At 56.8% G+C, this 26,603-nt stretch carries 29 protein-coding genes; 17 read left to right on the forward strand and 12 right to left on the reverse strand.

Going from position 1 to position 26,603, the window contains the following annotated elements:
• Nucleotides 1–51 precede the first annotated feature (51 nt).
• From ACEPAJ_RS20945 to ACEPAJ_RS20960, 4 genes are read right to left on the reverse strand one after another with little or no spacing between them, the layout of a single operon-like run.
• On the reverse strand, nucleotides 52–726 hold the full coding sequence (locus ACEPAJ_RS20945; protein ID WP_425917631.1) for a helix-turn-helix domain-containing protein: 675 nt from the start codon (nucleotides 724–726) through the stop codon (nucleotides 52–54).
• A gap of 9 nt (nucleotides 727–735) precedes the next feature.
• Nucleotides 736–933, reverse strand: a complete 198-nt coding sequence (locus ACEPAJ_RS20950) for a hypothetical protein (RefSeq protein WP_339732995.1) — start codon at nucleotides 931–933, stop codon at nucleotides 736–738.
• Between the two features lie 7 nt (nucleotides 934–940).
• On the reverse strand, nucleotides 941–2,320 hold the full coding sequence (locus ACEPAJ_RS20955) for a heavy metal sensor histidine kinase (RefSeq protein ID WP_090250646.1): 1,380 nt from the start codon (nucleotides 2,318–2,320) through the stop codon (nucleotides 941–943).
• Nucleotides 2,317–3,000: a heavy metal response regulator transcription factor gene (locus tag ACEPAJ_RS20960; RefSeq protein ID WP_090250649.1), complete on the reverse strand. Its 684-nt coding sequence runs from the start codon at nucleotides 2,998–3,000 to the stop codon at nucleotides 2,317–2,319. Before ACEPAJ_RS20960 ends, ACEPAJ_RS20955 begins: the two co-directional genes overlap by 4 nt.
• Before the next feature lie 208 nt (nucleotides 3,001–3,208).
• Here ACEPAJ_RS20960 and ACEPAJ_RS20965 point away from each other — a divergent pair, with 208 nt between their 5' ends.
• From ACEPAJ_RS20965 to ACEPAJ_RS20990, 6 genes are all read left to right on the forward strand, one after another.
• The gene (locus ACEPAJ_RS20965) at nucleotides 3,209–3,568 is read left to right on the forward strand and encodes a co-regulatory protein PtrA N-terminal domain-containing protein (protein ID WP_090250653.1); all 360 of its coding nucleotides are present in this window, start codon (nucleotides 3,209–3,211) and stop codon (nucleotides 3,566–3,568) included.
• Between the two features lie 163 nt (nucleotides 3,569–3,731).
• Nucleotides 3,732–4,289, forward strand: coding sequence for a cupredoxin domain-containing protein (locus ACEPAJ_RS20970; RefSeq protein WP_090250655.1), 558 nt, complete (start codon nucleotides 3,732–3,734; stop codon nucleotides 4,287–4,289).
• Between the two features lie 145 nt (nucleotides 4,290–4,434).
• The gene (locus ACEPAJ_RS20975; protein ID WP_090250657.1) at nucleotides 4,435–4,968 is read left to right on the forward strand and encodes a cupredoxin domain-containing protein; all 534 of its coding nucleotides are present in this window, start codon (nucleotides 4,435–4,437) and stop codon (nucleotides 4,966–4,968) included.
• A gap of 103 nt (nucleotides 4,969–5,071) precedes the next feature.
• Nucleotides 5,072–5,317: a DUF2933 domain-containing protein gene (locus ACEPAJ_RS20980; protein WP_090250659.1), complete on the forward strand. Its 246-nt coding sequence runs from the start codon at nucleotides 5,072–5,074 to the stop codon at nucleotides 5,315–5,317.
• A gap of 5 nt (nucleotides 5,318–5,322) precedes the next feature.
• Nucleotides 5,323–7,689, forward strand: a complete 2,367-nt coding sequence (locus tag ACEPAJ_RS20985) for a heavy metal translocating P-type ATPase (RefSeq protein ID WP_090250662.1) — start codon at nucleotides 5,323–5,325, stop codon at nucleotides 7,687–7,689.
• 157 nt (nucleotides 7,690–7,846) lie between these two features.
• Nucleotides 7,847–8,047: a heavy-metal-associated domain-containing protein gene (locus ACEPAJ_RS20990; RefSeq protein WP_305589374.1), complete on the forward strand. Its 201-nt coding sequence runs from the start codon at nucleotides 7,847–7,849 to the stop codon at nucleotides 8,045–8,047.
• A 106-nt stretch (nucleotides 8,048–8,153) separates the two neighbouring features.
• Here ACEPAJ_RS20990 and ACEPAJ_RS20995 read toward each other — a convergent pair whose 3' ends face one another.
• The 3 genes from ACEPAJ_RS20995 to ACEPAJ_RS21005 all read right to left on the reverse strand — a co-directional run bounded on the left by ACEPAJ_RS20995 (nucleotide 8,154) and on the right by ACEPAJ_RS21005 (nucleotide 12,383).
• Nucleotides 8,154–10,502, reverse strand: coding sequence for a S8 family peptidase (locus ACEPAJ_RS20995; protein ID WP_425917637.1), 2,349 nt, complete (start codon nucleotides 10,500–10,502; stop codon nucleotides 8,154–8,156).
• Between the two features lie 188 nt (nucleotides 10,503–10,690).
• Nucleotides 10,691–11,674 carry an AAA family ATPase gene (locus ACEPAJ_RS21000; RefSeq protein ID WP_170050652.1) on the reverse strand — a complete coding sequence of 328 codons (984 nt, stop codon included), beginning with the start codon at nucleotides 11,672–11,674 and terminating at the stop codon, nucleotides 10,691–10,693.
• Between the two features lie 103 nt (nucleotides 11,675–11,777).
• The gene (locus ACEPAJ_RS21005; protein ID WP_257776581.1) at nucleotides 11,778–12,383 is read right to left on the reverse strand and encodes a DUF6088 family protein; all 606 of its coding nucleotides are present in this window, start codon (nucleotides 12,381–12,383) and stop codon (nucleotides 11,778–11,780) included.
• A gap of 379 nt (nucleotides 12,384–12,762) precedes the next feature.
• Here ACEPAJ_RS21005 and ACEPAJ_RS21010 point away from each other — a divergent pair, with 379 nt between their 5' ends.
• Together ACEPAJ_RS21010 and ACEPAJ_RS21015 are read left to right on the forward strand one after the other, a co-directional pair.
• Nucleotides 12,763–15,333, forward strand: a complete 2,571-nt coding sequence (locus ACEPAJ_RS21010) for a heavy metal translocating P-type ATPase (protein WP_425917640.1) — start codon at nucleotides 12,763–12,765, stop codon at nucleotides 15,331–15,333.
• 56 nt (nucleotides 15,334–15,389) lie between these two features.
• Nucleotides 15,390–15,782 carry a VOC family protein gene (locus ACEPAJ_RS21015; protein WP_170050649.1) on the forward strand — a complete coding sequence of 131 codons (393 nt, stop codon included), beginning with the start codon at nucleotides 15,390–15,392 and terminating at the stop codon, nucleotides 15,780–15,782.
• A 79-nt stretch (nucleotides 15,783–15,861) separates the two neighbouring features.
• Here ACEPAJ_RS21015 and ACEPAJ_RS21020 read toward each other — a convergent pair whose 3' ends face one another.
• Entirely contained in the window at nucleotides 15,862–16,992 is a 1,131-nt protein-coding gene (locus ACEPAJ_RS21020; protein ID WP_305589377.1) for a nickel/cobalt efflux transporter, read from the reverse strand.
• 9 nt (nucleotides 16,993–17,001) lie between these two features.
• Nucleotides 17,002–17,289 (reverse strand): metal-sensing transcriptional repressor MreA, encoded by a 288-nt coding sequence (gene mreA / locus ACEPAJ_RS21025; protein WP_045733414.1) that lies wholly within the window; start codon nucleotides 17,287–17,289, stop codon nucleotides 17,002–17,004.
• Between the two features lie 117 nt (nucleotides 17,290–17,406).
• Between mreA and ACEPAJ_RS21030 the strand changes: the two genes are divergently transcribed.
• The 3 genes from ACEPAJ_RS21030 to ACEPAJ_RS21040 are packed head-to-tail and all read left to right on the forward strand — an operon-like array spanning nucleotide 17,407 to nucleotide 19,226.
• Nucleotides 17,407–17,766 (forward strand): hypothetical protein, encoded by a 360-nt coding sequence (locus ACEPAJ_RS21030; RefSeq protein ID WP_425917644.1) that lies wholly within the window; start codon nucleotides 17,407–17,409, stop codon nucleotides 17,764–17,766.
• Nucleotides 17,767–17,813: 47 nt separating this feature from the next.
• On the forward strand, nucleotides 17,814–18,551 hold the full coding sequence (locus ACEPAJ_RS21035) for a HupE/UreJ family protein (RefSeq protein WP_425917646.1): 738 nt from the start codon (nucleotides 17,814–17,816) through the stop codon (nucleotides 18,549–18,551).
• 12 nt (nucleotides 18,552–18,563) lie between these two features.
• On the forward strand, nucleotides 18,564–19,226 hold the full coding sequence (locus ACEPAJ_RS21040; protein WP_170050645.1) for a transmembrane anchor protein: 663 nt from the start codon (nucleotides 18,564–18,566) through the stop codon (nucleotides 19,224–19,226).
• An 80-nt stretch (nucleotides 19,227–19,306) separates the two neighbouring features.
• Here ACEPAJ_RS21040 and ACEPAJ_RS21045 read toward each other — a convergent pair whose 3' ends face one another.
• The 3 genes from ACEPAJ_RS21045 to ACEPAJ_RS21055 are packed head-to-tail and all read right to left on the reverse strand — an operon-like array spanning nucleotide 19,307 to nucleotide 21,225.
• Entirely contained in the window at nucleotides 19,307–20,086 is a 780-nt protein-coding gene (locus ACEPAJ_RS21045) for a DNA-binding domain-containing protein (RefSeq protein ID WP_170050644.1), read from the reverse strand.
• Nucleotides 20,077–20,919 (reverse strand): DUF692 domain-containing protein, encoded by an 843-nt coding sequence (locus tag ACEPAJ_RS21050; protein WP_170050643.1) that lies wholly within the window; start codon nucleotides 20,917–20,919, stop codon nucleotides 20,077–20,079. Before ACEPAJ_RS21050 ends, ACEPAJ_RS21045 begins: the two co-directional genes overlap by 10 nt.
• A gap of 45 nt (nucleotides 20,920–20,964) precedes the next feature.
• Complete coding sequence (locus ACEPAJ_RS21055; RefSeq protein WP_090503982.1) at nucleotides 20,965–21,225, reverse strand: hypothetical protein; 261 nt, start codon at nucleotides 21,223–21,225, stop codon at nucleotides 20,965–20,967.
• Between the two features lie 314 nt (nucleotides 21,226–21,539).
• Here ACEPAJ_RS21055 and ACEPAJ_RS21060 point away from each other — a divergent pair, with 314 nt between their 5' ends.
• From ACEPAJ_RS21060 to ACEPAJ_RS21085, 6 genes are all read left to right on the forward strand, one after another.
• On the forward strand, nucleotides 21,540–21,746 hold the full coding sequence (locus ACEPAJ_RS21060; protein WP_170050642.1) for a co-regulatory protein PtrA N-terminal domain-containing protein: 207 nt from the start codon (nucleotides 21,540–21,542) through the stop codon (nucleotides 21,744–21,746).
• 197 nt (nucleotides 21,747–21,943) lie between these two features.
• The gene (locus ACEPAJ_RS21065) at nucleotides 21,944–23,761 is read left to right on the forward strand and encodes a copper resistance system multicopper oxidase (protein WP_170050641.1); all 1,818 of its coding nucleotides are present in this window, start codon (nucleotides 21,944–21,946) and stop codon (nucleotides 23,759–23,761) included.
• Between the two features lie 12 nt (nucleotides 23,762–23,773).
• On the forward strand, nucleotides 23,774–24,073 hold the full coding sequence (locus ACEPAJ_RS21070) for a hypothetical protein (RefSeq protein WP_305253699.1): 300 nt from the start codon (nucleotides 23,774–23,776) through the stop codon (nucleotides 24,071–24,073).
• Nucleotides 24,063–25,103 (forward strand): copper resistance protein B, encoded by a 1,041-nt coding sequence (locus ACEPAJ_RS21075; RefSeq protein ID WP_305253712.1) that lies wholly within the window; start codon nucleotides 24,063–24,065, stop codon nucleotides 25,101–25,103. Before ACEPAJ_RS21070 ends, ACEPAJ_RS21075 begins: the two co-directional genes overlap by 11 nt.
• 9 nt (nucleotides 25,104–25,112) lie before the next feature.
• Nucleotides 25,113–25,976, forward strand: a complete 864-nt coding sequence (locus tag ACEPAJ_RS21080; RefSeq protein ID WP_305253698.1) for a c-type cytochrome — start codon at nucleotides 25,113–25,115, stop codon at nucleotides 25,974–25,976.
• Nucleotides 25,966–26,421 (forward strand): DUF411 domain-containing protein, encoded by a 456-nt coding sequence (locus ACEPAJ_RS21085; RefSeq protein WP_305253697.1) that lies wholly within the window; start codon nucleotides 25,966–25,968, stop codon nucleotides 26,419–26,421. Before ACEPAJ_RS21080 ends, ACEPAJ_RS21085 begins: the two co-directional genes overlap by 11 nt.
• Nucleotides 26,422–26,603 lie beyond the last annotated feature (182 nt).

The raw sequence follows: 26,603 nt of genomic DNA on the forward strand, positions 1-26,603 counted from the left end.
GTCGCTGCGCTCCGACTGCCTGTCCGAATGATCGTGGAACAGGTGTCCGGATCAGCGTGGGCTGAGTGTCCGAATGGCGTGGAATCCGCAAGCATGGGCAGCCTCTGTCAGATTGTGGCCGATAGACACAAACCGTAGCGCCACGACTAGCCGGCTCCACTTGCGATAGCTACGCAGTGGAAGACCAGTTTGCTCAACGAACCAATGAGAAAACCGGGTGGGCGACAGATGCACAAGCTCGGCCAGTCGTATCCGATCATCGTGTCGCTCCTCCAGCGCCTGAAGCACTGCCCGCATACGCGGTTCAGCTGCCTGCGGTGTTTTCAGGCCCAGCAGTCGCCTAACCTCCTCACGAACCAGATGAGCAGATACCTCCGGCGTTTCAAGTACCCGCTCGATGGCAAACGTATTGCCGACAGAAATCGAGACCAACTGAGCGGCCGATATACAGCTCATGGCGCGTGCCTCTTCCGACAGCGCATCAAGGTATATCGAAAGCACTTCAGCGCCCTCAATCTGATGCAGCGTGCCGGCCTGTATGCAGATGGCCGGAGCAGTAAGCGCCTGACACGGCCCACGCACCGTCACTTGACCGCTAAGGCCAATGGTCACTTGGTGCGCCATGTGTCGATGTAGGTCATGGCTGCCGGCGTGCCCCAAGAAGATCCCCAGCCCTGGCGACACCCAAGCTTTTCCACGCCAGCAGACACCCTCGGGAATGGCCATTTAAGCGCCTCAGGCCTTTGTGTCGTGCTGATGTTCGATTTTGCGGATTTCGGCCTGAAAAGCCTCATCGAGCAGGCTCGGCTTCTTGCGCCATGGCTGGCGGTCAGGCTTGCGCTGCGCGGCGTACAACACAATTTCACCGCCCGCGGTAGCGACAAAGCGTTGTGCTTGTCGCTCAAGTTCGGCTCTTAACTCGTCTTTGGTCATGACGCCCCTATGATGGTTGCTGGGGAAATTCCATGTGGAAGGCAGTGATGCCATTGCCGGAGGTACACCAGATCTTTCCTTTGTGGGACTCAACAATTGATCGAGTAATGGCCAAGCCAAGCCCGGCATTGCTCGGACTGCCTTCACGGCGAGCCGGGTCTACTCGATAGAAACGATCGAACAGTTTATCCAGGTGCTCCGGCTTGATGGTTTCGCCGGGGTTCTCGACGATGAGCGTGATAGCACTTGCAGTCGACTTGATCGTTACCGAGATCGTTTTCCCGGCAGGTGTATAGCGCAGTGCATTCGACAACAGATTCGAGATCGCCCGATCCAGCATCAGCTTGTCACCCAGCACGCTGCCTGAACCGGTCACAACCAACTGGATGCCATGCTCATCAGCTATTAGGTGGTAGTACTCAAACAGCTTGGTGACTACCTCGCTGAACTCAATGCGCGTCTGCTCGGGAATGATCAAGCCGTTGTCCGATTTAGCCAGGAACAGCATGTCATCGATCATGCGCGACATGCGTTTCAGATCTTCTAGATTCGAGTAGAGGTTCTCTTCATAGGCTTCGAGGTTGCGTTTTTGGGTGAGTACCACTTCGGTGTGCGTCATCAGGTTGCTGAGAGGTGTGCGTAACTCATGAGCGATATCGGCAGAGAAATTTGAGAGTCGAACAAATGCGTCGTCGAGCCTGGCAAGCATCGCATTAAACGAAGTAACCAACTGCTGAAGTTCAAGGGGGACGGGCTCCAGTGGGATACGCTCTTTCAGCGACCTCGCCGACATTGACGTAGCAACCAGGGTCACCTGTCGCAGGGGTCTCAAACCACTACGCGCAACAACCCAGCCCAACGCAGCGCTGACCAATGCGCTAATGACCAAGCCAAGCCAGAACCACCGCTGCAGCGTTTCAAAGAAATGCACGTGATTGGTCACGTCAAGGATCAATAGGGCCGTAAGGAACGCGGGCTGATCAGGGGTCGAAACCTGCGCAGTCATACCTCTGTACATGTGCCCGTTCTCCTCCCACTCCCACATACCGTGATCAGGGTTGAGGCGGTACTTTTCTGGAACATTGAACGCCTGTGGCTCGGCAAAAAGTACAGTGCCGTCGTTTGCAAAGATGACTGCCGCCAGATCGTGGTGAGCCCCTAATAGCGCTTTCAGCTGAGGCAGCACTCCTTCAAGGTCTGCATGACTCCGTGTATTACTCAGAATCTGCTGAGTCGATTCGAGCTTCTCATCCAGTGTTTGCTGGTCGAGCATCATGAAGTGATGTCGACTGAGCTCATTGAAGCTCAGGCCTGCCACTGTGAGGACTGCAATCACCGCAAGCATGAACATCAAGCTCATGCGCGCGGTCAGTGACAGGTGCTTCATTCCGACTCCGGAGCATCAAGCATGTAACCCATGCCACGAGCGGTATGAATCAGTTTCAGCTCGAATTCATCGTCAATTTTCGCCCGTAAGCGCCGGACAGCAACTTCGATAACATTGGTATCGCTGTCGAAATTCATGTCCCAAACCTGGGAAGCGATCAACGATTTCGGAAGGACTTCGCCGCGCCGGCGCAGCAGTAGTTCGAGCAACGCGAACTCCTTCGCCGTCAGGTCAATTCGCTTGCCACTGCGTACGGCACGGCGCTTCAGCAGATCAACCTCAAGGTCGGCTATTTTCATGGTGGTCTGCGTGGGCGAACTATTACCGCGGCGGAGCAATGTCCTGACGCGGGCTAACAGCTCAGAGAAGGCGAATGGCTTGACTAGGTAATCGTCCGCCCCCAGCTCTAGACCTTTGACACGATCCTCAACACCGTCACGTGCCGTCAGAAATAACACCGGGACATCCTTCCCTGCGGCCCGGATCATCCGCAGCACTTCCCAGCCATCCAGACCCGGCATCATTACGTCCAAAATCAGCAGGTCATAGGCTTCGCTCAGTGCATGCTGAAGCGCATCCGTTCCCGTCATAACACGGTCGACGTTGAATCCAGCCTCAGTGAGACCCTGTTGCAGGTAAATGCCTGTTTTTGGTTCGTCTTCAGCGACCAGAAGTTTCATGCGGGCTGTTCCCAAATTTTGAGTGGCCTGAGTGTGCAGTCAAATCCCCCTCCCAACCAGAAGCTTACGCAAATGTAATCCTAGCCTCAGCTCTCTGTCAGGATGCCTTGTCTAGGGTGCAGACATGAGCACTAGGTTGTGCTCTTGGCCCTCGAATGAATAACAACCAGAGGTGCCCAGTCACAGCGTCAACTGAGGAGACTGCCCTATGAAACTGCTTAAACCCTTATTTCTGGCTGGTTCGCTCCTGCTTTCTTCAGCTGTTCTGGCAGAGGGAGGGAGCGACCGCATCTTCGAACGCATCGAGAGCATGCGCGACAAAGCCGAAGCGGTGCTGATTCAGGCGGAAAAGGCTCCCGCCAGCGAGCGCCATGTGCATATGAAGGAGCACATGAAAATGCTCGACGAGATGATGAGCCAGCTTCACAACGAGCATCCTGCTCCCGGCATATCTACGGAGGAACATCTCGCGTGGATGGAACGGCACGACAAATTGGTTGATGACGTCCTCGCGCAAATGATGCGTGAGCACAAGCTGATGATGGCTGATAAAGAGTGCCATCCATAGGATTCCCCATCTTCAAGGCCTTCATGATTGCTCCTTTGGCCTAGCGGCACCTTGACGGTGCCGCATTTTTTTCAAGCTGACTAATTTGTAGTTTTGGGGTAAGCCCCCCGGCAGGATGCGGGGAATAGCATGAGGTTTCCAACCACCTCAGTGAGGTCTCATCATGAAACGTTCACGCCCACAACTGTTGGTCACAGCACTTCTCTTCGCAGCTGTAGCTCAAGCCTCTGCGCAAACTTCCAGCAGCGCACCCAGCATTGGCCAGCAGGCCCAAGCGACCCCCGCTACGCGTACCGTTTTCATCAAGATGGATGACATCAGCTACGGCCAGAAATCTATCGATGTGAAGCCTGGCGAAACTGTCCGCTTCGTGTTGAAGAATGAAGGAGCGCTGATGCACGAATTCAATATCGGTAAAGCCGTATCGCAACTGGAGCATCAACGCGAAATGGCTGCTTTGTTCAAAGACGGCACACTGACGCCAACAGGCAAAGCAACGTCAATTGTCTGGCGTGAACGATCAGGCTTAGGGGACTCCAATCCACCGGGCATTCCTGAAGTCGTTCAAGCGATACATGATGATCCCAACGCCATCCTTGTTGAGCCCGGAACTACCAAGGAATTTGTCTGGACCTTCCACGACACGGCTAACCTCAACTTCGCCTGCACCCTCCCAGGACATTATCAGGCAGGGATGGTCGGTGAGTTCGTCATGCGTTGAATCAAAAGCCGGTGCCCCGGCAAATGCCGGGCCGCACCTGGCTTTAGTGAATCTTTCAGATATGTAGTTTTCGCGTAAGGCTACTAACAGCACCGCCTGATTAACATCAATCTCGTTCCCAACAACTCCATTTTCGAGATTTATTATGAAAGCCAAACTCGCTTCTTTGTTTATTACCACAACCCTGGTTTTTTCCGCCTCTATAGCCATGGCTAGCCCGAACCATAGTAAAAGCGATATCGGTCAGCCTGGGGGCTCCACAAAAGCGGATCGAACCATCGAAATCAGGATGGGCGATATCTTTTTCGAGCCGAAGAGTATTGATATCAAAGCAGGAGAAACCGTCCGCTTCGTACTCAAGAATGAGGGCTCGCTGCTGCACGAGTTCAACTTGGGCATGGCAGCCGCACATGCCGCCCATCAAAAAGAAATGGCAGCAATGTTTCAGAACGGCACGCTTTCTCCAACTGGAGCACAGGACATGAGCAACATGGATCATGCCATGGGCGGGATGAAGATGGTCGGCATGAAACACGACGATCCAAACAGCGTCTTGATCGAGCCGGGGGCCACTGAAGAACTGGTATGGACCTTTACCAACGCAACGGGGCTTGAGTTCGCCTGCAACATCCCAGGCCATTATCAATCGGGAATGGTCGGCAAAGTGAACGTACGCTAATCATTGAGTTCGGATTGATATACGTCAATTGCTGGGACGCAGTAGAGACTATTGTCATTTGCTGTCCCACCAATACTGCCTCAACTCAAACGAGGATCGAGCCATGGACCACTCCCACCACCCAGGCTCTGAATTGCCATTCTGGAAACGCAAAACTGGCATTGCGCTGATCATGCTGGCTGTCATCGGCGTTTTTTATGTGGCCCGCGAGCATTTTGGCCACATCTCCCAGGTACTGCCTTACTTGATTCTGCTGCTGTGCCCGCTGATGCACATGTTCGGCCACAACCACGGCGGGCATTCCCATCGCAGCGAGACCGATATTCCCAAGGACGACAATAGGAAGTAAGCCTAATGCCCACCACCCAGTGCCATCTCGACCATGAGCATTCCAAGCATCAGGAAGACCAGCATGGAAGTCAGCACGATCCGGTGTGCGGCATGGCCGTCAAACCAGACAGCCCATTCAGTGAGAGCCACGAAGGTCAGACATACCGTTTCTGCAGCGCGAAATGCCAGGAGAAGTTTCGCGCAGACCCTACCCGCTACGTGCACCGTCCCCAGCATGATGAACATATACATCATGAAACACCGCTTACCGCACCTGGAGCCTCTGGATCTGCGGAGTACACCTGCCCGATGCATCCGGAAATACGTCAGCCACAACCTGGCAATTGCCCCATCTGCGGCATGACCCTGGAGGCAGTGATCCCGGAATTAGAGGAAGAGGAGAATTCAGAACTCAAGGATTTCTCCCGGCGCTTCTGGTGGACGCTCCCTCTCACGATCATCGTGACTGTATTGGCTATGGCCGGCCACTCGTTAACGCTATTCCATGGCGCAACGCAGAACTGGGTGGAGCTTGCCTTGGCAACGCCTGTAACGCTGTGGGGCGGCTGGGTATTCTTTGCCCGAGGCATCGACTCAGTCCGTCATCGCAGCCCCAATATGTGGACACTGATTGGCCTGGGTACAGCGGCAGCTTACCTCTACAGCGTTGCCGCAACCCTGGCCCCACAGCTGTTCCCCCAAGCCTTCTTCCAAGACGGGCGCATTGGTGTCTACTTCGAGGCTGCGGCGGTAATCATCTCCCTGACGTTATTGGGCCAGATGCTCGAACTCAAGGCTCGCTCACAAACCTCAGCCGCTATTAAATCGCTATTGGGCCTGGCACCCAAAACCGCGCGGCGCATCAAGCCTGACGGCCAGGAAGAAGATATTCCATTGACCCATGTGCACCTGGGCGACCATCTGCGAGTACGCCCCGGCGAGAAAGTCCCGGTGGACGGTACTGTTCTCGAAGGCGAAAGCGCCGTCGATGAAGCCATGCTGACCGGCGAACCGCTACCGGTGACCAAGCGCGTTGGCGATACGCTGATTGGCGCGACCATGAATACCCACGGCAGCCTGGTCATGCAAGCGCAGAAGGTGGGCGCCGATACCATGCTGTCCCAGATCGTGCAGATGGTCGCCAGAGCACAGCGCTCCAAGGCACCCATGCAGCGTATGGCTGATGCCGTGGCGGGCTACTTCGTGCTTGGCGTGATCGCTATAGCGATCCTCACCTTCTTCAGCTGGGGCTTGTTCGGTCCGGAGTCGGGCTGGGTATTTGGTCTGATCAACGCGGTTGCCGTACTGATCATCGCCTGTCCCTGTGCACTGGGTCTTGCGACCCCTATGTCGGTGATGGTTTCGACTGGCAAGGCTGCAACCAGTGGTGTCTTGTTCCGCGATGCCAGTGCCATAGAGAACCTGTGCAAGATCGATACGCTGATCGTCGACAAAACCGGCACGCTGACCGAGGGACGGCCTGTATTCCACAGCGCAGAGGGTGCCGGCCCATTCGAACCGAACGAGGTGCTGCGATTGGCTGCAAGCCTTGATCAAGGCAGTGAGCATCCGCTGGCCCATGCGATCGTTGATTACGCCCGCACCCAGGGTATTGAGTTGGCCAAGCCGGACTCTTTCGAGTCGGGCTCCGGCATCGGTGTGCGCGGCCAAGTGGAAGGTCGGCAGCTGCAATTGGGTAATACAGCATTGATGGCAGACGCCGGAGTAGATGCCACACCTCTGAGTAACCGGGCAGAGCAGCTCCGCCTGGAGGGCATCAGCATTGTCTTCTTGGCGGTGGATGGCGTTCTAGCAGGACTTCTGGCGGTCTCCGATCCGATCAAACCAACCTCCAAACAAGCAGTCACCAGGCTTCAAGAGGTCGATGTGAAAGTCATCATGGCCACTGGCGATGGACTTACAACCGCAAGGGCTGTAGCCAGGGAGTTGGGTATCGAAGAAGTCCATGGCGAGGTTAAACCTCAGGACAAGGAAAAGTTGGTTGCCGATCTGCAGAGCTATGGCCGCCGAGTAGCCATGGCTGGCGATGGCATCAACGACGCCCCTGCGCTGGCTCGTGCCGATGTGGGTATCGCGATGGGAACCGGTACAGATGTGGCGATGAACAGTGCTCAGGTGACCTTAGTCAAAGGTGATCTGATGGGCATCTTACGGGCAAGAACATTGTCCGTGGCCACGGTAAAAAACATGCGGCAGAACCTAGCCTTTGCCTTCATCTATAACGCCATGGGAATTCCACTAGCAGCAGGGGTGCTTTATCCCCTGACTGGCCACTTGCTGTCGCCCATGATTGCGGCATTGGCTATGAGCGTCAGTTCAGCATCGGTTGTATTCAACGCATTGAGACTGCGGAAAATCCGCATCGACTGAAATGAACGTGAATCTAAAGCCAGTTGACAGGTATCAGTAATTCCATCAACTCCGAAAGGACATCTACCAGCGCTAAAAAACAAGCTTGACCTTACCATCGTGTCAAGGTCGATGCTCAGGTTACGGCATCTATGCCGCCTAACCAACGAGGTGATTTATGTTCGCTCTACAGGTATCAGGAATGGGTTGTGGCAGTTGCGTCAGCAAGATCACAAAGGCAATTCAGGCGGTAGATGAAACCGCAAAAGTGGAGATTGACCGTGCTGCCGGTAAGGTATCGGTAGACAGCCAAGAACCCGCGGAATCTATCCGCAAGGTGATTCAGGATCTGGGCTATACCGCGCAGGTCAGCCCGTAAGAGCCGACTGAGTTGTGATCGACTCCTTTTGACACCCTCAATCCGAGCTTTTGCGAGCGATGAGGTCATGGCTTCAGGGCCATGACCTCATTTGAAACCCTTGATCTCAGACCAGTACCGCTGTCTGTGCCTCGATCAGAGTTTCAACTGCCGCATAGAGGTCAACTTCCGTTTGCTGAGTTTTGATCGAGACCACCAGACTGTACCTTACGGTGTCGTCATATCGCTGCTGCTTAACAAGCGTTTTCCACCACCCCAGTGCGGGATAGATACCAAGCATTCCCCGTCCTGCCAGTTCAGCTGCAGTGCCTCGCCAGATGTCCGAGTGTAGAGAGCCTCGATGCCGTGTCTGGGTTCCGAGCAGCCAGTTCGGATCTGAGCCGCCGCCCTGGTAACCACCTTCCTCTTCATCCCGTGCACGCTTGTTGATGCGCTGGCGGAACTGGTCACGATCTTCGTTTGGGCGGCTGACATCGAAGCGTAAGCCGTGCGACTCGTACCGATAGCGCCCCTTGATACCGCGCTCGGCTATGCCGGGGTTTGGCTCTACGAAGTAGGAAAGTGTCACTCGCATTTCCACCTCGATGTTGCCTAGGTTGAGCAGTTCCTCCTGCGGCCAGGGAAGCAGATGAAGATGCATATCCCGCGCGGTGGGCGGCTTGGTTCCCTGCCTCATGAACGGCCTGAGATGGTCCTCGACAATCATGGTCAAAGAGTCGCCGGCACTCCATAGGGCACGACTCAGATCTGGTACGCCAAAGCCGCAGTGTTTAACCAGATTCTCGTAGCCTGCCTTGGTGCCAGCAGCAAGGAAATCCTGCCTCATACGATCAGGCCACTCAGCTGAGTGCACGATTAGAGCTCGTACAGTCTCGGGCCATAACTGTGGGTAGTTCGTCGATACTTGTGCGGCCATGCGAGCTGCTAGCGCGGATGCTGCGCTGGTGGCGCTGGTCGTCGTCAAAAGCCGTTGTTCTGGTTCGTGTGCCGTGGTGACAAGGGAAAGACAAGGCTCGGTGTAGGCTTGTTGCCCGTCTGTGGCCAGGTTGCCTCCTTCGAACACTACATCGGGTTTCAAGGGCCAAGCCGAGTTGCTCCAGGTCCCCGAAGTCGTACTGTATGGGCTGAGGCTGCCTGCGGCAGCGATCGGGCGCAACCCAGGGTTGGGAGGGTCGATAGTGACCTTCTGGGTGTAAGCGCCTACGCACAATGCGTTCCAGGCCTGGGCCGGATCATGGATTCCGTCGGTGGTGGTGTTATGCGGGTAGTGCGTGGCCTGGTTCTTGTCCGCATTGCCGGCGGACACGACGATCAGTCGAGGGTTAGCTCTCTCTCCCAATACGTCGGATGCGAGTTCATCAACTGCAGCTGACCATGCAGAAGGGCGGCCGCGATCTCGGTCGTCGAGGCTGGTGATCGCCATGCTGTAGACCCTGCGCACTTCCGGCTTGGCGGTATCCGGCTGGGTTACGGCGTCGGTCATCAACGCGCCGTAGGGCTCCTTTTGATTTCCCTGGGCAGCGGGGAGCAATTTCACCGACTCAAGGCGGTGCTCGATCGAAATCGGGTTCTGCCCATTGAGAGGGTCAAACAGATCACCATAAAGGGCGATTCCTGCGAGCTGTGTGCCATGACCCGTAGTATCCGCAACACCCCAGTTGTGGTTGACGGTGTAAAGGTCATTCGCGTCAATGTGCTGAGCTAAGAGTGGGTGGCCCCGATTGACGCCGGTATCTAGAAGGCAGACGCGGATACTGTCGTCCCCTGCGGGGGTGGTTCGCTCAAGCAGGTTCTCGACCCATTCTCTTTGTTCTAGCGGCGCAAGGGCATCAAAAAACTCGGCGGTGTCCTTGGCTCTACGAATCTCGGCGACTTCGTTGAGCAGCAAGAGTGACCGAGTGATGGCTGCTCGCGAGGCGTAGACGTTGAGGACTGTCCGCTCAGGAAACTTCAGCACTTTTTCGGATGTATGAAAGCCACATGCTTCGGCAACCGACTTAAAGCGGTTCAGCACTGCTTCACGGCCTTCCCTGATAGGCAACCAGAATTCCCACCAAATGGTTTCGTTTTCATCTGGCGGCAACACTGCGGGATCATCAGTCCACAGGGCGTTGAAAGCTGCGACTCGGATTTCTTGGATTGGATTCAGGAGCGGAGCGTTGCGCGGACTCCCCTTGGAGGTCTCCACCTCCAGGTATTGCCTGACGAGGTTCTCAAAGGCTTTGAGCTGACCATCTGGAACGAATACCGTGGCGAAGTCAGTATTCGTGGCGGGGTCATGACGCAGGTTCATGAGCTCAATGCGCTGAGCGCCTCGGGCAAGGCCTTCGAATGCAAGCGCGTAACCCGGCTCACTCCGAAATTCGATTTGCAGGCCGTACCCACCTTCGGGCCTGTCTCCTTGTCGCATTTGCCTTTCAGATGCTTCGCGCTGCAGCTGAACTGCAGAGGCCATCTGACCGCTTACATGTTGGAGTTGAGCGAGTAGCTTTCCGCCATGAGCCCCTCGATTTGGCGTGGGGTAGCGAGGGTCTCGTGTTGCTGATGCTGTGGATCGGAACCGTTCGGGTAGTCCCTGTCCCTGGAGATGAAAGTGAGGCCGTTGTCCGTTGATCGATTCCGTCATCTAAATGCTCAACTACGTTAGGAGTGCCGTCTCCCGTGGAAAGTCTTCCGTTCTTCAAGGTGCCTTTCCACGTCCTTGACCGCCATCTCGGTACGGTCATGAATGATCGTGTCCTTGATCGCGTCGTCTGCCGCCCTCGCAAGTTCTGCATGGCTGAGCCCCTCTGCGACCTTGCAGAGTTTGTCCCAGCTGCGAATCGACTTGGAAAAGTTCGCTAGTCGATTCTTGAGCACAGCCTTGGTCTGTTCCTGATTGGGCAGTCCGTATTCGATAACATCATCGAAGCGTCGGAACAAGGCGTAGTCAAGAATTTCAGGGTGATTGGTGGCAGCGATGATCAGGCTGTTGGATTGGTCCTGCTCGATCATCTGCAGAAAGCTGTTCAGGACGCGACGGATTTCGCCCACGTCGTTGGCAAGACCACGCTGGGAACCGATGGCATCGAACTCGTCGAAGAAATAAATGCCGCGAGTATCGCGAATGGCATCAAAAATCTGACGCAGCTTGGCTGCGGTTTCACCCATGTACTTGGTGATGAGGCTATCAAGGCGGACGATGTACAGCGGAATCCCGAGCTCGCCGGCAAGCGCCGAGGCGGTCATGGTCTTGCCGGTACCAGGTGGCCCAACCAAAAGCAGCTTGCGGCGAGGGGAGAGGCCGTGTGCACGAATCTTCTCGAAGTTGCGCTGCTCATTGATGATTCTTCCAAGACGGGCATGAGTGGCCTCGTCCAGAATCATTTCCGAGAAGCGGGTCTTTGGAAGAGCTACTGACAGTAGGTTACTCAGCTCGCCGCGAGGCTGGCCGATGGGCACCGGCTGCCCGGAAGGCAGACGATTTTTCTTGGCCGAATCAATTATGGCCCGCAAATCCTCTGCAAGCTTCCCGTGACCCTGCTTAGCCTCATGGGCCGCCATCTGCATAGCAACGGCAAGGAAATGCGTGTCATCTCCCTTGATATGCGAGCGCAGAAGCGCTTTCAGTTGTTCGCCGCTAGCCATGGTTTCTACCTTCCCGTAGGGGTTAGTTTAATCGTTAAGACCCGCTTCTGACCTTGAATACGTCAACTTTTATTCACACAAGCAATCAGTGTCTGGCCTGAGTTCAACGCAATTCATTTAACACCGCGGCCCTGCCAAGGGCGGTGGCCATCCAGCTGGGAAGGCTCGCACGGACCGAACCTAGGCTTTCCCACTCCACCTTCGCTAAGTGCCGCCGAAGTTTCTGGGCCGAATTTTCAGCCTGATCTTCACCCACCCAGGCCATCGCCCTGAGCGCATCCCCAGCTGGCGTCGCCCCCAAGGAGAACAGCCAGTAGGGTGCGTGCTGGAAGTAAATTGTCCGTGAGCCGACTACCAACCGCTTACTGCGTCCTGTGGTGAGGTACACCTCTTTACTCGAAGCAACTCGCGTCAACCCCATTGATTTCGCGGCCTGTGCGCCATCGAGCGAGATGCACTGCTTGCCCTGAGCGGCGATTGATTTCACCAATGACTCTGCCGACGGGGCTCTGGCCTGGTCTTTTTCACGCACCGGCGCAACGTAAATACCGCGCGCTATTCGCATCAGTTGCCCGGCTTTAGCCAAGCGACAAAACGCCTGATCAACCGCCGCACGACTACCAAGGTGAAGAAATTCCTTGGGCGCAAGAACTCCACCCTCGCTTAGGGATTGGCTGCGCTCCAAGATCGCTTGCGGGATCGATCGCATATGAAAGCTCGGCTCATATCAATGTCAGATATTTAATTATATTTCTGACATTTGAGCAACAGCCGTTCATCTTCTATCCCCAGGGTTGGGCTAACCGGCTCTTTCTCATTGAGCTACTGGTGTTCCAGGCCGCGCTGAACGTCACAACGGTGCGACGGCTAAAGCGGCATAGCTGCTCGCGCATGTGGAACAGGCGCGAGCAGCTGTCACCCAAAAGTTCTTAGCGTGCGGGCTCAGCCCAGAGGCTGATACGGGTTGCGACAGTGCCGGCGGCAGTTCGAACTGGAGCGTCGTGAAATAAATCGCCCACAGGCCTTGACCTTCCCACACAGGGAAGCTTGAAACTTCTCTTCAACAGAAACATTCAAGGGATATTTCAATGGCTTCCGTTGCCCAACAAGACGTCAATCCATCCATGTCCTCAGTCACTCGCCTGAGCCTGCCCGTCGAAGGCATGACGTGTGCTTCGTGTGTCGGCCGCGTCGAACGCGCGCTGAAAGAGGTCACCGGCGTGCAGATGGCCTCGGTCAATCTGGCCACCGAGCGCGCCGACATCACTTTCACGGGGTTGGCCGACCCGCAGGCGGCTGTACACGCCATCGAGAGCGCCGGCTACACCGTTCGCGAAGAGACCACCGAGCTCGCGATCGAGGACATGACCTGCGCATCATGTGTGGGCCGGGTTGAGAAGGCGCTCGCAAAAGTCCCTGGCGTGCTTGAGGCCACTGTCAACCTGGCGACAGAGCGCGCGCGGGTGCGCCACCTTGCCGGTGTCGCCTCCACGGCCGACCTTGAAGCAGCGGTCGAACAGGCGGGTTACAAGTCCCGACGCTTGTCCGCCGAAACGCCGACTGCGGGCGATCAGGACGCCGAGCGTCGCGAGAGTGAGGCTCGGGCGCTGCGGCGCGATCTGCTTGTTGCATCCATCCTCACCCTGCCAGTCTTCATCCTTGAGATGGGCTCTCACCTCATTCCCGCCCTGCACCATTGGGTGATGGGGGTCCTGGGTCAGCAGGCGAGCTGGTATATCCAGTTCGCTCTTGCCACCCTGGTCCTGTTCGGTCCAGGCCTGCGCTTCTTCCGCAAGGGCGTACCGGCGTTGCTGCGCATTGCACCCGACATGAACTCGCTGGTCTCGCTCGGCACTGCGGCTGCTTACGGCTATTCGGTGGTCGCGACCTTTATCCCCAAAGTACTCCCGCAAGGTACCGCCAACGTCTATTTCGAAGCTGCCGTGGTCATCGTGACCTTGATCCTGCTCGGACGAACGCTGGAGGCGCGCGCCAAGGGGCGAACGTCGCAGGCGATCAAGCGGCTAATCGGACTTCAGGCCAAGACCGCGCGCGTCGAGCGCAACGGCGAGACGATCGAAATAGCGCTCGATCAAGTGGCGACAGGTGACGTCGTGCTCGTTCGTCCGGGCGAGAAGATTCCAGTCGACGGCGAGGTCGTCGAGGGCACCTCTTATGTTGACGAGAGCATGATCACCGGCGAGCCGGTGCCCGTGTCGAAGGGAGCGGGGGCAGAGGTCGTCGGCGGCACGATCAACAAGACGGGCGCTTTCAGTTTCCGCGTAACCAAGGTCGGCGCGAACACGATGCTCGCGCAGATCATCCGCCTCGTCGAAGAAGCGCAGGGTTCCAAGCTGCCGATACAGGCGCTGGTCGACAAGGTGACCATGTGGTTCGTCCCGGCCGTGATGGCGGCGGCCGCGCTGACTTTCCTGATCTGGCTGATCTTCGGTCCGGACCCGGCGCTGACCTTCGCGCTCGTGAATGCGGTCGCGGTTCTCATCATCGCCTGTCCTTGCGCCATGGGGCTGGCCACGCCGACCTCGATCATGGTCGGTACTGGCCGCGCGGCCGAATTCGGCATTCTCTTCCGCAAGGGCGAAGCCTTGCAGGCGCTGCGCGATGTGAGCGTGATCGCTCTCGATAAGACCGGCACACTGACTAAAGGACGCCCCGAGCTCACCGACCTCGTTCCCGCCGAGGGTTTCGAATACAACGAAGTGCTGGCTCTCGTTGCGGCGGTCGAGACCCGCTCCGAGCATCCAATCGCCGAAGCGATCGTCGCAGCCGCAAAGCAGGCGGGTTTCACGCTCGCACCCATCGAGAGCTTCGACGCGACACCAGGCTTCGGCGTGTCGGCAAAGGTCGCCGGTCGGACAGTAGCTGTCGGCGCGGACCGGTTCATGACGCAGCTCGGCCTTGATGTGTCGAGTTTCCTGCCAACCGCCCGGCGTCTTGGCGAGCAAGGCAAGAGTCCGCTCTATGCCGCGATCGACGGCCGCTTGGCGGCGGTTATCGCGGTCGCCGATCCGATCAAGGAAACGACGCCCGCGGCGATTAAGGCGCTGCACGCGCTCGGCCTCAAAGTCGCGATGATCACCGGTGACAACACAGCTACAGCCGCGGCGATCGCCAAGCAGCTCGGCATCGATGAAGTCGCTGCCGAGGTCTTGCCCGACGGCAAGGTCGCAGCACTGAAGAAGCTCCGGATCAATGGCGCGCGAGTCGCCTTCGTGGGTGACGGTATCAACGACGCGCCGGCACTCGCAGAAGCGGACGTTGGGCTGGCCATCGGAACGGGAACCGATGTGGCGATCGAGGCAGCTGACGTAGTACTGATGTCGGGCGACCTGCGTGGCGTGCCGAACGCCATCGCGATCAGCCAGGCAACGATCCGCAACATCAAGCAGAACCTGTTCTGGGCCTTCGCCTACAACGCCGTGCTGATTCCGGTCGCGGCGGGCGCGCTCTACCCGGTGAACGGCACGCTGCTTTCGCCGATCTTCGCTGCTGCCGCGATGGCCTTCTCCAGTGTCTTCGTGCTCGGCAACGCGCTCCGACTCAAACGTTTCCGGGCACCTATGACGGTCGAAACCAGCACCGCGAACTCAGTAAACCTGGCGGTATCGACCAAGTCACGCCGGGTGTCCGAGCACTGATCTTGGCCCGAAGCACCTCTGCACTGAACACCAATACAGGTTAAGGAAGGAACTGCATGCCGAAACTTATTCACACGGAGATCCGGGTGACGGATATCAATATTTCACTGCGGTTCTACCAGCAAGCCTTTGGACTCAAGGAAACCCATCGCATTGAGTTTGACGATTTCTCCCTCGTCTATCTGCGCAATTTCGAGAGCGAGGCTGAAATCGAACTCACTTGGAGCAGCGGACAGGCCGAATACAGCCACGGCAGTTGTTACGGTCAGGTCGCGTTCGTCGTCGACGATCTGGGCCTGCATTTCAAACAGCTTTGCAACCTCGGTTTAAAGCCTGCACCCATCAAGGAGTTTAAAAGAGGAGACGAGCTGCTGGCCCGCTCCTTTTTTATTCAGGACCCCGACGGCTACAAAATCAAAGTTCTCCAGCGAGGCGGGCACTACCAGTAAAACCAAGTACCAGCAGTCCTATGCCAGTAACGAAGGCGGCGAGGAACAGGCCGAAATAACCGGATAACGCCCACATCGGCTAGGCGTTCAGGCCGACCCAGCCGTGGAAGCCGACGTAAATCCCCACACCAATGATCAGTACGCTGGATAGGTAAGGGGCGCGACGCGCCACAGCACCCAGCCAGGGCCAACGATTGGATGCCTGGCGTGCGCCGATAGCAGCGGCAGCACCAACGGTAACCAGAGTTATGGCCAGGCCGATGCTGAAACACAGCACCAGGACGGCACCCAGGGCGACTTCTTTCACTTGCAGGCAGAGCAGCAGCACGGTGATCGCTGCCGGGCAGGGAATCAGTCCGCCCGTCAAACCGAACAGGATGATCTGGCCGGTGGTGACATTGCGGTTGCTGAAGCGCTTGCGGATGTCGTTGGCATGCGCCCGTTCATGGGCATCCTGGTAGCCCTCCAGCGACAGTTCCAGTCCCTCCAACTCGGAATGATCATGCTCATGACCGTGGCTGTGCTCGCGGAACTCCAGGTCATAGTCGTGGGAGTGATCAGCATGGCCGAGGCTCAGGCGCGCAGTGAACTCATGGGGCTCGGGAACCTCGTCCAGTGACTCCAGGTAGTCACCCCGGTCGACGAAGCGAAACTGCTGGGCCAACCCATCGTGGCGAGTCGTCAGCAGGCTCACTTCGGCAGCCGGCCAGACATGGCCACTCAAGGCCTTCAGACGCCAGTGCGGAGGGATGCCTTCTTCGAAGATCGACAGCTCGATACGCCCGTGCCCGGTATCGATGCGCTGCGTTTCATCGTGGTGGTGCTCGTGTTGATGCTCATCACCTTCCTCGAAGCGCCACATCTGCTCGCCACGCCAGGTGCGCCAGAGCATCCACAGGGCGATGGTGATAATGATGGCGGCGGACGCGAGCTGGAAATAAGGCTCGGTAGTTTCGGCATCTAAATTCTGCCCTAGGTACATGCCGCCCATGGCCACCAGCCAGACTACGGCGGTGTGCGAAAGCGTTGCGGCCAGTCCCAGCAGAATGGCCTGCTTCACCGTGCCACGAATGGCCACGATAAACGCCGCCATCATGGTCTTCGAATGCCCAGGCTCCAGGCCGTGCAAGGCACCCAGCAGGATGGCGCTGGGGAAGTACAGCCAGGCCTGCGAGGCCCCCTGTTGCAGCAGTTCGGCGAAACTCGACATGGGAGGGGCCTAGAGGTACTTGGTGATTTGCTTGAAGTCTTCGAGTGATGCGCGCTCGCCTATCGCAAGCGCTTCGACCGTATGTTCCAGGCAGTGGTCGATATGGTCTTGGATAAGCACACGCTTGGCCTGGCAGACGGCTTTTTCCACGGCATGCAGCTGCTGGGCGATGTCTACGCAGGCACGGCTGTCTTCGATCATGGTGACGATGCTGCGCAGGTGGCCCTCCGCACGCTTCAACCTTTTGATGATGTCGCCATGACTTTGGTGCTGGTGGCCGTGTTCGTGATCGCTCATGTCTTGAGTCTCGTGCGTCGATGAATTACGCTCGCATGCTATCCCCCAGGGGGGATATGGTCAAACCGACCACCCCTCCAGAAAAGCCACCCGCTTAGGCATCGAAAGAACCACAACATGCTCAGCAATCCCATCAGCACCAAGGTGATTTTTGCCCTTGCTCTCGCCATATTGATGGCTTGGGCTGGACATACCTCTGCGCTGTTTATGGGATCGAGCCAGCCTTCCTTGAGTGGCAATGACGGTGCTCATTCGCATGCGCATGGTGACGAGACGCTGGCCTGTGCTGCGTACGGGGATCACTGCCACTCGCCGCTGACCGCCGACCATCTGCATGAAACACCACACCTGACTGCGCTGCTGAGCATCAGCACGCTGCCAGAACGTGCGCAGCCGATACCCGCCCCTCGCTACTCCATTCCTCCAAGCCCGATCTTTCTGATCGAGCGGCCACCGCGCGCCACATTCGTGCTCTGACACAGGCCGCTGTGCGGCCCAAGACCCCTTTAATTTAGGACTCAACCATGCATTCGCTATCTATGGGCGCAATGGACGCATCTGTCGTGCGCCCGAATCGCTCGTTACTACTGCTGCTGCTGTTCACGGCATTGCTGTTTCTCGGCATGCCTGATGCGCTGGCCCACGCTGTTGCCGAGGGCGACAAGGGCTTTATCCAGGAAAGCTCCGGGGTGATGGTGCTGCCGTTCATCTACATGGGCGCTAAGCACATGATCACCGGCTACGACCACCTGCTGTTCCTCTTCGGGGTGATCTTCTTTCTCTACCGCCTGAAGGACGTGGGGCTCTACGTCACCCTGTTCGCCCTGGGTCACACCGTGACGCTGCTATTGGGCGTACTGGCGGAAATCAACATCAGCTCCTATGTGATCGACGCCATCATCGGTTTCTCGGTGGTGTACAAGGCGCTGGATAACCTAGGCGCATTCCAGCGCTGGTTCGGCCACCAGCCGAACACCAAAGCGGCCACGCTGATTTTCGGCCTGCTGCATGGCTTTGGTCTGGCGACCAAGATCCAGGAGTACGAGATCTCGGCAGACGGCCTGATCACCAACCTGATCGCCTTCAACGTCGGCGTCGAAATCGGCCAGCTCCTGGCCCTGAGCGCCATCCTGATTGTCATGGGCTACTGGCGACGCACCGCCAGCTTCTGGCGTCATGCCTACACCGCCAACGTCGCCATGATGAGCGCCGGTTTCCTCTTGATGGGTTACCAGCTCACCGGCCTGATCGTCTCTCAGTAAGGAATTTTCAGCATGTTCAATACCAAGCTTCCGACCATCAATGAATTGCCGACCAGCCGCCAACTGCTGCGCTCCACTGTGATTGCCGTGGGTGTTGCCGCAGCATTACTGGTCACCGTGGTGATGCCTTCGGAGTACGCCATCGACCCGACGGGTGTTGGTCGCGTACTCGGCCTGACCCAGATGGGCGAAATGAAGATAACCCTGGCCGAAGAAGCGGTAGCGGATGCAGCGGTTCAGCCAGCTGCGGCTCCAGTCGCTCAAGCTCCCGCGCCTGTTCAGCCGGTAGTTCAAGAGCCTGTTGCAGCAGCACCTGTGGCCGAACCCGTAGCTGAGCCTGAGCCAGCCCTGAAGTCGGATGAAGTGACTGTCACGCTGAAGCCGGGCGAAGCCAGTGAAATCAAGCTGGAAATGCTGGACAAGGCCACTGTCAGCTACGAGTGGACGACCAATGGTATTCCGGTCAACCACGACACCCACGGCGAGCCCTACAACGGCCCAAAGGGCTACTACCACAGCTACAGCAAGGGTAAACAGATCAAGGGGGATAAAGGCGAGTTCACCGCCATCTTTGACGGCACCCACGGCTGGTTCTGGCGCAACCGCAGCAACAGCGACGTGACCATCACGCTGAAGACCAAGGGCGAGTACCTGAGCGTCAAACGCGTGATTTAAGGTTTTTGCCTCTTCCGTCAGCTGGCGGAAGAGGCAACTCTCAGCCAATGGCACCACGCCCTGCACATCCACGGCACTATTTATCGACGCTGAAGCAGTCCCTCACCGACCCACTGCTTCAGCCAGGTAGCCGCTCGCAGAGGTGCCTGTTCACCGTGTTGACCCACGAGGTTCTCGCACATTGAAGCAAACGAGCCTCCATCGCTAAGTAACCGCAAAGCCGAAGCTTCATCCGGCTCCAGAGTACGGTACTGACAGACCAACTCATGTCGCCAAACCAAGCAATCCAGGGGCGCGGATAACGTAACGACAGCAGGAATATCGGCCTCGGCCTTGGCAGCCACCCACATGCCCACGGTGTTGTACTGTAGCTGCAACCAACGAACCGAGGGTGTGAGGTATACCCGCAGATTGACCCAGTCATCAGCTGAAAAACGACTCATCACTTCCAGCGACAGTGGCTCTGTATCAGGTGCGTCGAAGGCCAGGGTAAAGGCCCATTCAAGTGTGGCGAGTTCTATCATCGGGGAACGTTGCGGCTCGGCAATATAGCCGCGGATGAACTCCGGCAGCTTCTCGCCTAACCAGCGCAAACTGAAATGTCTCGATGGCCACGCGCTGATATAAGCCATGGCCAACTGTGCAAATGACTCATCACCCATCCAGCGATGCAACGCTGGGAAGTCTTCCCTCATGACGGAAAGAAGCCTGGCGCGATAAGCGTTTTGGTAAATCATCAGGCCATCTGCGGCAGGCAGCGTATTGCTACCTTGAATCTGCTCCAACAGCTCAGGAGGGATAACGGTATCGCCTGTGGTCAGGTAACGCTCCAGCGCTTCCTGCTGAGCACTCAGGCGCATGGTGCGGCAGCCCTTAGAGCATTGGCGGAGATAGAGCGCGCCTTGGACAGCTCCGCTAATAGCTCGTCAAAGGGCGGGAAATGATCATCTCGCTCAATCAAGGTGGCAGTAGCACCTAGGTAGCTCAGTGCTTTGCCATACAGGGTCCAGACCGGGTCAGCAATCGGCTGATCGTGGGTATCAATGAGGTAGTGGCCGTAGTCGCTATGGCCGGCCAGGTGGATCTGGCGAATCCGCTCACGGGGTAACTCCATGATGAATTGCCAAGGGTCGAACCCTTGGTTTTTTGAACTGACGTAGACGTTGTTCACATCGAGCAGCAGCTCGCAGCCGGTCAGGCTGCTCAGTTCGGCTAGAAACTGAGACTCGCTCATGCAGGACGTTTTCCACTGCACGTAGGCCGACACGTTCTCAAGCACCAAGGGCCGCTGCAACACATCCTGAACCAGCCGAACCCTTGATGCCACATGCAGCAGGCTGTCCTGGGTGAATGGCATTGGAAGTAGATCATGCAGCTGGTGAGCACTACCCCGGCTCCAACACAGATGGTCAGCTACCCAGCGGGGCTGAACTCGGTCGGCTAGATTTTTCAATTGGCGTAAGTACTCAGCGTCGATCTCATGAGGACCGCCAATCGACAGGGAAACCCCGTGCATGACCAGCGGATATTGCTCTTTGATCGCATCGAGGAAGTAGAGGGCTTTTCCCCCGCCGACCATGTAGTTCTCGGAAATGATCTCGAACCAGTCGACTGCGGGGCGTTGCTCCAGAATCTGCTGGTAGTAGTCGCTACGCAAGCCCAGGCCAAAGCCCAGCATGTTGCTTTTACTCATTAGGACTCCGAGTCAAGGGAGTGACTTGCACTCCCTTGGATGGGCTTACTCGCTGGTTTTACCGCCGGCCTCATCGCATTTTTCTTGGGTCATCAAGTTGAAGCCCTGACCTTTACATTCTCCCTGGCCTTTGCAGGCGTTCTTGGCAGTCATGCAATCGTTTTGACCTTTGCAGCCATTCACACCAAAGCATTTTACTTCGGCAGTTTTTGCATCCTGAGCCGCTTGTGCAGGCAGGGTGGCAAATAGGCTGGCGGCAACGAGTGCCAATGCAGCACCGGTAGCAACGGTATTTTTGGTCGACATAGTGGCAATCTCTCTTGAGCGTTATGTGGAGGTCAGGACTATTTAGTGCCTCTGACCCGAAGAAGCGTAGGCATCGCTGCCAGGCATGCCATAAAACGAATCCGCACAGGCTTCATTAGCGGGCATGAACAGACACTACAGAGCCCTGCAGAGTCTCCACAAGAAAGAAGTAGCAACCTGACAGAACTGTAATGTTCAGCTCAGGTTTATGACAGGGCACTCTGGTTAAGGTTACTTCGAGCCTGAAGCTCAATGCCTGATGGCGACCCACTCAGGGTCACTAGGCTAACTGAACTAAATCGAGGACTTTCCAGATGAAATCAATCAAAACCCTGTTCGTGGTTATCGCGCTTACCGCTTCTTCTTTGGCGATGGCCGAAGGCGGTGCCGACCGTACTTTTGCTCGCATGGAACAGGCCAGCAAGGTATCGATGGAAGCCTATCAATTGGCCCAGCAACAGAAAAAAGAGTCGCCGGTTGCAAGTAATAAAACCCAAACAGCCGACCACGCCGACTGCTAGTACACGGCCAACCTGACAGAAATGTAATCACTTAGCCGGTTGAGATATGGCAATTTCTCAAGCTCGCTGTCGAACCGATTTGAAAAGTCACGGCAGTGGGCAAGGCTAATAGGGAAACCCTCCCAGGATGAAGCTGACAATCATCCTGAATTCACGGTTGTTTACCCTGGTTCCTCCAACTGATTGGACATAACGGTATGCACTGCAAAACCTCAAGACGAACCTTCGTTAAAGGCCTGGCCGCCACCGGCATTCTCGGAGGCCTTGGCTTGTGGCGCACTCCCGTTTGGGCGGTGACCAGCCCAGGTCAGCCCAACGTATTGACTGGCACCGACTTCGACTTATTCATTGGTGAAACGCCAGTGAACATTACCGGAGCAGCCCGGACCGCGATGGCTATTAATGGGTCCATTCCAGGGCCAATTTTGCGCTGGCGGGAAGGCGATACCGTCACGCTGCGCGTGAAAAACCGTTTAGCCGAAGACACCTCGATCCACTGGCACGGCATCATTTTGCCCGCGAACATGGACGGTGTGCCTGGCTTGAGCTTCCACGGCATCGCGCCCGATGGCATGTACGAATACAAATTCAAGGTCAATCAAAATGGTACCTACTGGTACCACAGCCACTCCGGATTGCAGGAGCAAATCGGCGTTTACGGTGCCCTGGTCATCGATGCCAAAGAGCCTGAGCCGTTCAGCTATGACCGTGATTACGTGGTGATGCTGACTGATTGGACGGATGAAGACCCAACCCGGTTATTGGCCAAGCTCAAGAAGCAGTCGGACTACTACAACCAGCACAAGCGCACCGTAGGCGACTTTATCAATGACGTGAGCGAGCAAGGTTGGTCGGCAGCAGTTGCTGATCGCAAGATGTGGGCCGAGATGAAGATGAGCCCCACCGATCTTGCCGACGTCAGTGCCTATACCTACACCTACCTGATGAATGGCCAGGCACCTAATGGGAACTGGACAGGTATCTTCAAACCGGGTGAAAAACTCCGTTTGCGCTTCATTAACGGCTCGGCCATGACCTACTTCGACGTGCGAATTCCAGGCCTGAAGATGACGGTGGTTGCGGCCGATGGCCTGCACGTCAAGCCAGTCAGCGTCGATGAGCTGCGCATCGCCGTGGCCGAGACCTACGACGTGATTGTCGAGCTCGCGGACCAAGAGGCTTACACGATTTTCGCCCAGTCCATGGATCGCACCGGCTATGCCCGCGGCACTTTGGCTACACGTGAAGGTTTGAGCGCGCCAGTACCCGAAACCGATCCTCGTCCCCTGATCGCCATGGGCGACATGGGTATGGATCACGGCAGCATGGCGGGCATGGACCACAGCAGCATGCAAGGCGGCATGAGCGGCATGGATCACAGCAAGATGGCCGGGATGGACGCTGGCGGAATGCAAGGTGATATGGCCGGTATGGACCACAGCAAAATGGCCGGCATGGACCATTCAGGTATGGCGGGTATGGGCGCAGCAATGCAATCGCATCCGGCCTCTGAAACCAATAACCCGCTGGTCGACATGCAAACCATGACTCCGACCCACAAGCTGGACGATCCAGGTATCGGCCTACGCGACAATGGTCGTCGCGTGCTGACCTATTCAGACTTGAAAAGCATCTTCCCCGACCCAGATGGCCGCGAACCCAGCCGAACTATTGAGCTGCACCTCACCGGGCACATGGAGAAGTTCTCCTGGTCCTTCGACGGCATCAAGTTCTCGGATGCCGAGCCTTTGCGCCTTAAGTACGGCGAGCGTGTCCGCATCACGCTGGTCAACGACACCATGATGACTCACCCCATCCACCTTCACGGCATGTGGAGTGATCTGGAGGATGCGAACGGCAACTTCATGGTTCGTAAACACACCATCGACATGCCGCCAGGTTCCAAACGCAGTTATCGAGTAACTGCCGATGCATTGGGGCGCTGGGCTTACCACTGCCACCTACTACTCCACATGGAAATGGGCATGTTCCGTGAAGTTCGTGTGGATGAGTAAAGGAGATATTTGATGAGCACTTTTATGAAGCGGAAGGCCCTGGTTGGCAGCGCTACCGTGTTGAGCCTTTTGGCTGCCCTGCATGCTCCGGTGTTGTTGGCCGGTAAAGATCACAGTGAGCACGAACAACATGCTACTGAGACACAGGCTCCCAAATCGGTACCTGACAAGAAGGCCGCACAAGCGAAGGAAACGGCTGCTAGTCAGCAGATGGATCACGGGGACATGAACCATGGCGGCATGGACCATGAAAGCATGATGGATAAGCATGGCGGCACCGAAGCCGAAGCAGGTTCGAACCATGACCACTAGGTTTTTACGTCCGTCCCTAACAGCACTGGCAGTGTCGCTGAGCATGCTTGGCAGCGGGCTCACCCTCGCTGCGGAAGAAATGGATCATTCGGCAATGGGCCACGGTTCCATGCCGATGGACCATAGCAAGATGAACCACGGTTCTGCCAAAGAGCCGATGGAGGGCATGGATCATAGCCAGATGGGCCATAGCCAGAGCCAAGAAAAGGCTCCGGCAATGGACCACAGCAAGATGGGTCACGGCGCTATGCAGGGGCAGATGGGAGGTATGGATCATTCAAAGATGAACCATGGCTCCGCTGAAGCCCCAAGAACGACCAGTCGCACGCCTATCCCAGTGCTGACAGATGCGGATCGTGAAGCAGCGTTCCCGCCTTTGCCAGGCCACAAGGTTCACGACAGCGCCATCAACAGCTTTTTCCTGCTCGACCAGCTCGAATACCAAGATGCCGATGAAGGCAGCACCTTGGCTTGGGATGCGTCCGGCTGGATTGGCGGAGACATCAATCGTCTCTGGCTTCGCTCCGAAGGTGAACGCACCAATGGCGTCACTGAGGATGCTGAATTGCAGGCCTTGTACGGCCGCTCGATTGGTCCCTGGTGGGATGTAGTCGCGGGCGTTCGCCAAGACTTCAAGCCAGAGTCGCCACAGACTTGGGCCGCATTCGGCATCCAGGGTATGGCGCTGTATGCCTTCGAGGCGGAGGCCACTGCCTTTGTCGGCGAGAACGGCCAGACGGCTGCGCGCGTAGAGGGCGAGTACGACATCCTGCTGACCAATCGCCTAATCCTTCAGCCGACCGCTGAAGTGAATTTCTACGGCAAGAACGATCCCGAGCGAGGCATCGGCTCCGGCCTGGCCAATGCCGAGGTCGGTCTGCGACTGCGTTACGAGATCATTCGCCAGTTCGCACCCTACATCGGCGTTTCCTGGAGTCGCTCCTTCGGCAACACGGCCGATTTGGTGCGAGATGAGGGTGATGATGTTGAGGAGGCACGCTTCGTTGCCGGTATTCGGATGTGGTTTTGAGAGCCTGACATGAAAAGAACAATTAAAACCTTAGTGGCAGCAGGTGTCGTCGGAAGCGCTGCATTAGTTGGTGGTGCCTACTTGGGCTTGGTCAACGTGGGTGCCGATGACCCTCACTTCCCGGCAGTACATGCTTTCCTGACAATGGCCAGAGACCGCTCTATCGAAGTGCGGTCCAAAGATATAGAAGTGCCCAACCTCAATGATGACGCGCTTATCAAAGCCGGGGCTGGCAACTACAACTCTATGTGCATCGGCTGTCATTTGGCACCGGGTGTTGCTGAAACAGAACTTAGCCAATCGCTGTATCCCGCTCCGCCGAACCTGACCAAGGTTGGCATCGATGGCAATCCAGCCGCTGCATTTTGGGTGATCAAGCACGGTATCAAGGCCACAGGCATGCCGGCCTGGGGTAAGAGCATGGGTGATCAGTACATCTGGGGCATGGTCGCGTTCCTCGATCAACTGCCGAAAATGGATGCCGGGCAGTATCAAGCCCTAGTTGCATCGAGCGGCGGTCACGATCATGGCGGCGGTGAGACCCAGATGCATAACCACGAAGGTCAACATGGAAGCGCCAAGGCGGATCATCACGCCGAGCCTGAGGCTGCGACAGATCATCATGCTTCGGATAGTTCAAAGGCGAACGCAGGTGCCGATCATCACGGTGATTCGTCGAGCAGTGCAGATCATCACGCAGCAGATATGACGCCATCAGGCAGCGGCGCAGACCATCATGCGACGGATGGCCCAACAGCCGAAGGTGGCGCTGGTCATCACGAAACAGAGCCAGCTCAAAAGGAGCAGATCCCGGCCGCTACTCCCAACACTCACACCCATGCCGATGGCAAAGAGCACCTTCATGACAGCTAAACGTAACGGAGCGCGAGTGACGGTGCTGGCCGTCTTGTTTATGACCTCGGCAGTTCATTCAGCTGATGCCCTGACAATCGACGTACACCGTGATGCAAATTGCGGATGCTGCAAGAAGTGGATCTCGCACTTGGAAGCGAACGGCTTCAACGTCATCGACCATGTCGAGCGCGATATGACCTCGGTGAAGCAACGACTCGGTGTTGCACCACGACTGGCGTCCTGCCACACCGCCGTGATCGACGGCAAATTCGTCGAAGGTCACGTACCAGCAGCGCAAATCATCGAACTATCCAAACGTGATGATCTGGCTGGTATCGCCGTTCCCGGCATGCCGGCAGGCTCACCTGGTATGGAAGTTGGTGGTACGCAGCATTCCTATCAGGTTATCGGGTTGACCAAGGCGGGTACTGACCAAGTTATTGCCGACTACCCCGCGCAGTAATATTCCCAGCTAGAACCGAGCACTCAGACTTTTCATTTAAAGGTGAGTGCTCGGAATAACGATTTCTCACTCCTGCGCCCTCTGTTCCCCTCAATACAGCCCTTTACGACTAGCAACACAACTAGCCGCATAGATCCGTATGAAAAAAGGCACCCGAGGGTGCCGAAGGCTGTCTCCAAACC

The organism is Pseudomonas sp. GWSMS-1, from assembly GCF_049847425.1.
Taxonomy (GTDB): Bacteria; Pseudomonadota; Gammaproteobacteria; order Pseudomonadales; family Pseudomonadaceae; genus Aquipseudomonas.

Bases quoted from the DNA above. Each gene is read 5' to 3' on its own strand.
- ACEPAJ_RS20945 (WP_425917631.1), bottom strand. From the start codon at position 726: ATGGCCATTCCCGAGGGTGTCTGCTGGCGTGGAAAAGCTTGGGTGTCG.
- ACEPAJ_RS20950 (WP_339732995.1), bottom strand. From the start codon at position 933: ATGACCAAAGACGAGTTAAGAGCCGAACTTGAGCGACAAGCACAACGC.
- ACEPAJ_RS20955 (WP_090250646.1), bottom strand. From the start codon at position 2,320: ATGAAGCACCTGTCACTGACCGCGCGCATGAGCTTGATGTTCATGCTT.
- ACEPAJ_RS20960 (WP_090250649.1), bottom strand. From the start codon at position 3,000: ATGAAACTTCTGGTCGCTGAAGACGAACCAAAAACAGGCATTTACCTG.
- ACEPAJ_RS20965 (WP_090250653.1), top strand. From the start codon at position 3,209: ATGAAACTGCTTAAACCCTTATTTCTGGCTGGTTCGCTCCTGCTTTCT.
- ACEPAJ_RS20970 (WP_090250655.1), top strand. From the start codon at position 3,732: ATGAAACGTTCACGCCCACAACTGTTGGTCACAGCACTTCTCTTCGCA.
- ACEPAJ_RS20975 (WP_090250657.1), top strand. From the start codon at position 4,435: ATGAAAGCCAAACTCGCTTCTTTGTTTATTACCACAACCCTGGTTTTT.
- ACEPAJ_RS20980 (WP_090250659.1), top strand. From the start codon at position 5,072: ATGGACCACTCCCACCACCCAGGCTCTGAATTGCCATTCTGGAAACGC.
- ACEPAJ_RS20985 (WP_090250662.1), top strand. From the start codon at position 5,323: ATGCCCACCACCCAGTGCCATCTCGACCATGAGCATTCCAAGCATCAG.
- ACEPAJ_RS20990 (WP_305589374.1), top strand. From the start codon at position 7,847: ATGTTCGCTCTACAGGTATCAGGAATGGGTTGTGGCAGTTGCGTCAGC.
- ACEPAJ_RS20995 (WP_425917637.1), bottom strand. From the start codon at position 10,502: ATGGCCTCTGCAGTTCAGCTGCAGCGCGAAGCATCTGAAAGGCAAATG.
- ACEPAJ_RS21000 (WP_170050652.1), bottom strand. From the start codon at position 11,674: ATGGCTAGCGGCGAACAACTGAAAGCGCTTCTGCGCTCGCATATCAAG.
- ACEPAJ_RS21005 (WP_257776581.1), bottom strand. From the start codon at position 12,383: ATGCGATCGATCCCGCAAGCGATCTTGGAGCGCAGCCAATCCCTAAGC.
- ACEPAJ_RS21010 (WP_425917640.1), top strand. From the start codon at position 12,763: ATGGCTTCCGTTGCCCAACAAGACGTCAATCCATCCATGTCCTCAGTC.
- ACEPAJ_RS21015 (WP_170050649.1), top strand. From the start codon at position 15,390: ATGCCGAAACTTATTCACACGGAGATCCGGGTGACGGATATCAATATT.
- ACEPAJ_RS21020 (WP_305589377.1), bottom strand. From the start codon at position 16,992: ATGTCGAGTTTCGCCGAACTGCTGCAACAGGGGGCCTCGCAGGCCTGG.
- mreA (WP_045733414.1), bottom strand. From the start codon at position 17,289: ATGAGCGATCACGAACACGGCCACCAGCACCAAAGTCATGGCGACATC.
- ACEPAJ_RS21030 (WP_425917644.1), top strand. From the start codon at position 17,407: ATGCTCAGCAATCCCATCAGCACCAAGGTGATTTTTGCCCTTGCTCTC.
- ACEPAJ_RS21035 (WP_425917646.1), top strand. From the start codon at position 17,814: ATGCATTCGCTATCTATGGGCGCAATGGACGCATCTGTCGTGCGCCCG.
- ACEPAJ_RS21040 (WP_170050645.1), top strand. From the start codon at position 18,564: ATGTTCAATACCAAGCTTCCGACCATCAATGAATTGCCGACCAGCCGC.
- ACEPAJ_RS21045 (WP_170050644.1), bottom strand. From the start codon at position 20,086: ATGCGCCTGAGTGCTCAGCAGGAAGCGCTGGAGCGTTACCTGACCACA.
- ACEPAJ_RS21050 (WP_170050643.1), bottom strand. From the start codon at position 20,919: ATGAGTAAAAGCAACATGCTGGGCTTTGGCCTGGGCTTGCGTAGCGAC.
- ACEPAJ_RS21055 (WP_090503982.1), bottom strand. From the start codon at position 21,225: ATGTCGACCAAAAATACCGTTGCTACCGGTGCTGCATTGGCACTCGTT.
- ACEPAJ_RS21060 (WP_170050642.1), top strand. From the start codon at position 21,540: ATGAAATCAATCAAAACCCTGTTCGTGGTTATCGCGCTTACCGCTTCT.
- ACEPAJ_RS21065 (WP_170050641.1), top strand. From the start codon at position 21,944: ATGCACTGCAAAACCTCAAGACGAACCTTCGTTAAAGGCCTGGCCGCC.
- ACEPAJ_RS21070 (WP_305253699.1), top strand. From the start codon at position 23,774: ATGAGCACTTTTATGAAGCGGAAGGCCCTGGTTGGCAGCGCTACCGTG.
- ACEPAJ_RS21075 (WP_305253712.1), top strand. From the start codon at position 24,063: ATGACCACTAGGTTTTTACGTCCGTCCCTAACAGCACTGGCAGTGTCG.
- ACEPAJ_RS21080 (WP_305253698.1), top strand. From the start codon at position 25,113: ATGAAAAGAACAATTAAAACCTTAGTGGCAGCAGGTGTCGTCGGAAGC.
- ACEPAJ_RS21085 (WP_305253697.1), top strand. From the start codon at position 25,966: ATGACAGCTAAACGTAACGGAGCGCGAGTGACGGTGCTGGCCGTCTTG.